General features: G+C 33.0%; 5 protein-coding genes. All 5 read right to left on the bottom strand.

All coding sequences use genetic code 11. The annotated features are described in order from the left end of the window. Positions 1–279: 279 nt before the first annotated feature. The gene (locus tag G6042_RS00930; protein ID WP_103727096.1) at positions 280–636 is read right to left on the bottom strand and encodes a hypothetical protein; all 357 of its coding nucleotides are present in this window, start codon (positions 634–636) and stop codon (positions 280–282) included. Beyond that, on the bottom strand, positions 626–1036 hold the full coding sequence (locus G6042_RS00925; RefSeq protein ID WP_169522391.1) for a hypothetical protein: 411 nt from the start codon (positions 1034–1036) through the stop codon (positions 626–628). Before G6042_RS00925 ends, G6042_RS00930 begins: the two co-directional genes overlap by 11 nt. A gap of 70 nt (positions 1037–1106) precedes the next feature. Continuing rightward, a complete protein-coding gene (locus G6042_RS00920) occupies positions 1107–1928 on the bottom strand; it encodes a helix-turn-helix domain-containing protein (protein ID WP_169522390.1) in 822 nt (273 codons plus the stop codon). 148 nt (positions 1929–2076) lie between these two features. Beyond that, positions 2077–3120: a tyrosine-type recombinase/integrase gene (locus G6042_RS00915; RefSeq protein WP_169522389.1), complete on the bottom strand. Its 1044-nt coding sequence runs from the start codon at positions 3118–3120 to the stop codon at positions 2077–2079. 39 nt (positions 3121–3159) lie between these two features. Next, positions 3160–3401: HU family DNA-binding protein (locus G6042_RS00910; RefSeq protein WP_394352776.1), on the bottom strand; the 242-nt coding region annotated here is incomplete at its 5' end.

Here is a 3401-nt window from a genome sequence, read left to right as displayed (position 1 = left end):
TATTATTCTAGTAACAAATCAAACTACTTCAAAATATACCTTGGCTTAAAACCAATTTATAAGCTTTTAACTAGGTGAATTTGTATTGAAAATGAAGTTTTTTCACAACCTGACGTTTTGGGGCTTTGCGAAGGCTGGGATTAGAAGTACTAATGTTCAAATTTAGCACAAAAGCTAATAGAAAGTACAAATGTTCAATTTAGCACAGAAGCCCAGCTTTTGCAAAACCCCTGTTACCTGCTGGCGTTTTCTTCGGTCTGTATGTCGCTATAAAAGTAACTAAATTTTTTTTAATTCTTTGTATCTTTCAAATGCACTTTTTGTCAATTCTGTTAGTTCTTCAAAAAGCTTGTCATCTATGTCTTTGAAGTTAAAACAAGATTTACCTTGCATTCTGTTTTTGAGTTCTTGGCTTATGTCGTCAAACAATTCAGGGTAATAATAAATCGGCATTAAATGAAAAGCTACATACGATTTCTTTATCTGAACTGCTCCAAAAAATTCTGCTTTTTTGTTGCTTTCAGTTGTTGGTGTGTTTAGGTAATAATTGTCTGCCTTATCGTGCAATATGGATAATTGCAATTCATATTGGCTTAAAATTGATTTCAGTTTTTCAAATGTTTTGCTATTGTCCATTTGATTTGAGTTTGTAAAGTTTATGTCCTAATAATGTTGAGGGAATAAAAACAAGTAAACCAACTACAATAAACCAAGTTGGGTGAGGCAAAGAGAAAAAGTTGGCTACTGCTGAAAGTGTCAAAATACAACCTGCAATAATGGGAAGTTTCTTGTTATCTGACTTGCTAATAAGTTTTATTAAAAACCCACAAAGTAATGAACCAATTACCCAACCTGCTAAAACCAATAACCAAAGTGAAATTGGCTGATTTTCGTAAAATGCTCTTACTGCAATAGTGTTTTTGTAGTCCAAAGTTGTTGGTGCTGGGTGCAGATTGCCATTAATGGTTTCGGCAATTAAGAAAGTTATTATGGCTGTTGCCAAACCTACAACTACTGAAAGAATATTTCGTTTCATATTTTTATTTTATTAAATGAACTGCAAAAGTAGTCCAACTTTTGTGGCGGAAATTGTAAAAATGTAACCATCATCGAAAAGGGATAAAATGTGGGACAATTTTCATCGTTGGATTTTGCTCTACCAATTTTACATATTCGGTGGGTTTTATATTGGTAAACCTTTTGAAATCGTTGTTAAAATGTGCTTGGTCAAAATACTCTAACTCGTAAGCAACATTTGTAAGTTTATCTGATTTTGAAGAACTAATAGTTTTTAATGTTGTCTGTAATCTATTCAAAGACGATAGCATTTTTGGCGAAACACCTGCATATTCTTTTGACAGGTTATTCAAGTGTTTTCGTGAGATATTAAACTGTTTACAAATTTCATTTATAGATAAGTTCGTTCGGTTGTCCAATAATATTTCTATGGTTGAAATAAGTTTTTTGTTGGGTAGTTTGTTTGTCAATAATTTGCGATAGAGAAAATTCTCAACGAATAAGAATTTTTCGTTCAAAGATTGGGCCTCTTGTAATTGTTCCCAAGTTTCGTTTGCTTCCTTGTTGAAAATGTTGTCAAGCGAAATATAATTGTCAGTATAATAGTGTAATGGGTCGTTAAGAAAAATAAATGCTCCCAATGTTTTAAACTGAACCACCAACATTTTGCTTGTTCCATAGCTTTCTACATTTGTTGGTTTGGTTTGAAGTCCTGCAACCCAATGTTTTTTGTAGTCAATATATTTTGTAAATTCTTTGTCAGTAAAAAGTTTAAAGCTGTCTTCAAGATTAAAAATTAAACTCATAGCGGTTTTAGGAAGTCCTGTTCCTTTGTTATTTCCTTCAATATAAATTATACTGTCAATATAATTGTCAAGAGGAAATTTCGGTATGTGTTTTTGATAAATCATTTCCGTCTGTTGAGGTTTGTCGGTGTCGTTCGGTACGCTTGCAGGTAACTAGCATATAGGCGTACCAAAGGTTCGCTAATCAACCTACAACTGGGTGTATAGGCGAACCTTTGGTTCCTTTTATTTCTCAAAAATAGTAAAATTAAAATTATAAATCATCATAAGGACTTTTAATATGTTGAATACTTTTGGTGCTCACATGGGTATACACTTCAGTAGTTTTACTACTACTATGTCCTAATAGTTCTTGAATGTATCTTAAATCGGTACCACTTTCTAATAAATGTGTAGCATAGCTATGACGCAGCCAATGCAAAGTTACTGGTTTAACAATCCTTGCTTTATTGAGTGCTAGCTTTAATACTTTTTGCAAACTTCTACTGTCATAAGGCGTTCCAGCATGCTGTCCTTCAAATAAGTAAGTTGTTGGTTTGAACAATTTATAATATTCTCTCAGCATCTCTAATATCTTTGGGCTCAACGGTGCAATCCTATCTTTTTTTCCTTTGGCGTTTTTTAGCAAAACAATGTTACGTTTAGAATCTATATGAACTGGTTGTAATGCTAATAACTCTCCACAACGCAATCCACAACTATAGATCAAACTCAACATCATTTTGTGCTTTAAATTGCTATGCGCTTCTAGTATAGCTTTTACTTCCTCCTTACTCAACACATTAGGCAAAACCTTTTCCCGTTTTGGTCGGTGTATCTTGTCAACTTCAATCTTAGTATCTCTACATGTTTTAAAATACAATTTAATCGAATTTACTATCTGATTCTGATACGATGACGACAATCCGCTTTTCAAAATATACTCATTATTATATACAATCACATCCTCATTGCTTATATCGGCTATAGCTTTATTATTATAAAAAACTAGAAACGATTTTAAAGCTTCGCTGTAAGTAACAATGGTACTCTCGCTATACCGCTTAGAACGCAACCATTGTTTAAATTTGGCTATTTGTATAATTCCTTCATTACTAGGCAAGGTGTCAGCCACTAAAGGTAATTTAAAACGTTTTCTGTTTTCATCTGTATCGGGCAAATGCCAAAGCTTTAAAGTTTGACTCCATCTACAACCTTCAATTTGTTTTATACGCACTATCAATGCCGCGTTTTTTTCAAAAAAAACAGCTATCCGCTTTTCACCTTTGTGTTTTATGATTTTGGCTTCCCATTTCATAGTGCTAACTTTTAACTCCTAAATGTAGAAAAAAATAGATTACGATATTCTTTTTCGAACATAGGACAAATTTCCTACTAGTTTTTTTAGCTTTTTTCCTGGTCGGAAAATAATTGAAGCACGAGTTACATTATCTTTAGAAACACCTGCTGCGGTATCGCTAGCAGTTCCTTTTACACTTATTTGAAACGTGCCCAAAGGTTCTAGTCTAACGATTTCGCCTTTTTCTAAATGGTCTTCCAATACTTTTACTAAACTAATGACTGCGGCATAACAATCAG

Source organism: Flavobacterium solisilvae (assembly GCF_012911605.1).
Lineage (GTDB): Bacteria > Bacteroidota > Bacteroidia > Flavobacteriales > Flavobacteriaceae > Flavobacterium > Flavobacterium solisilvae.
The sequence above is the reverse complement of the archived record's forward strand: the minus strand, read 5'-3'. Positions and strand labels throughout refer to the sequence as shown.

What these genes read in the sequence shown, in the direction of transcription:
- G6042_RS00915 (WP_169522389.1), bottom strand. Translation starts at nt 3,120, where the DNA reads ATGAAATGGGAAGCCAAAATCATAAAACACAAAGGTGAAAAGCGGATA.
- G6042_RS00920 (WP_169522390.1), bottom strand. Translation starts at nt 1,928, where the DNA reads ATGATTTATCAAAAACACATACCGAAATTTCCTCTTGACAATTATATT.
- G6042_RS00925 (WP_169522391.1), bottom strand. Translation starts at nt 1,036, where the DNA reads ATGAAACGAAATATTCTTTCAGTAGTTGTAGGTTTGGCAACAGCCATA.
- G6042_RS00930 (WP_103727096.1), bottom strand. Translation starts at nt 636, where the DNA reads ATGGACAATAGCAAAACATTTGAAAAACTGAAATCAATTTTAAGCCAA.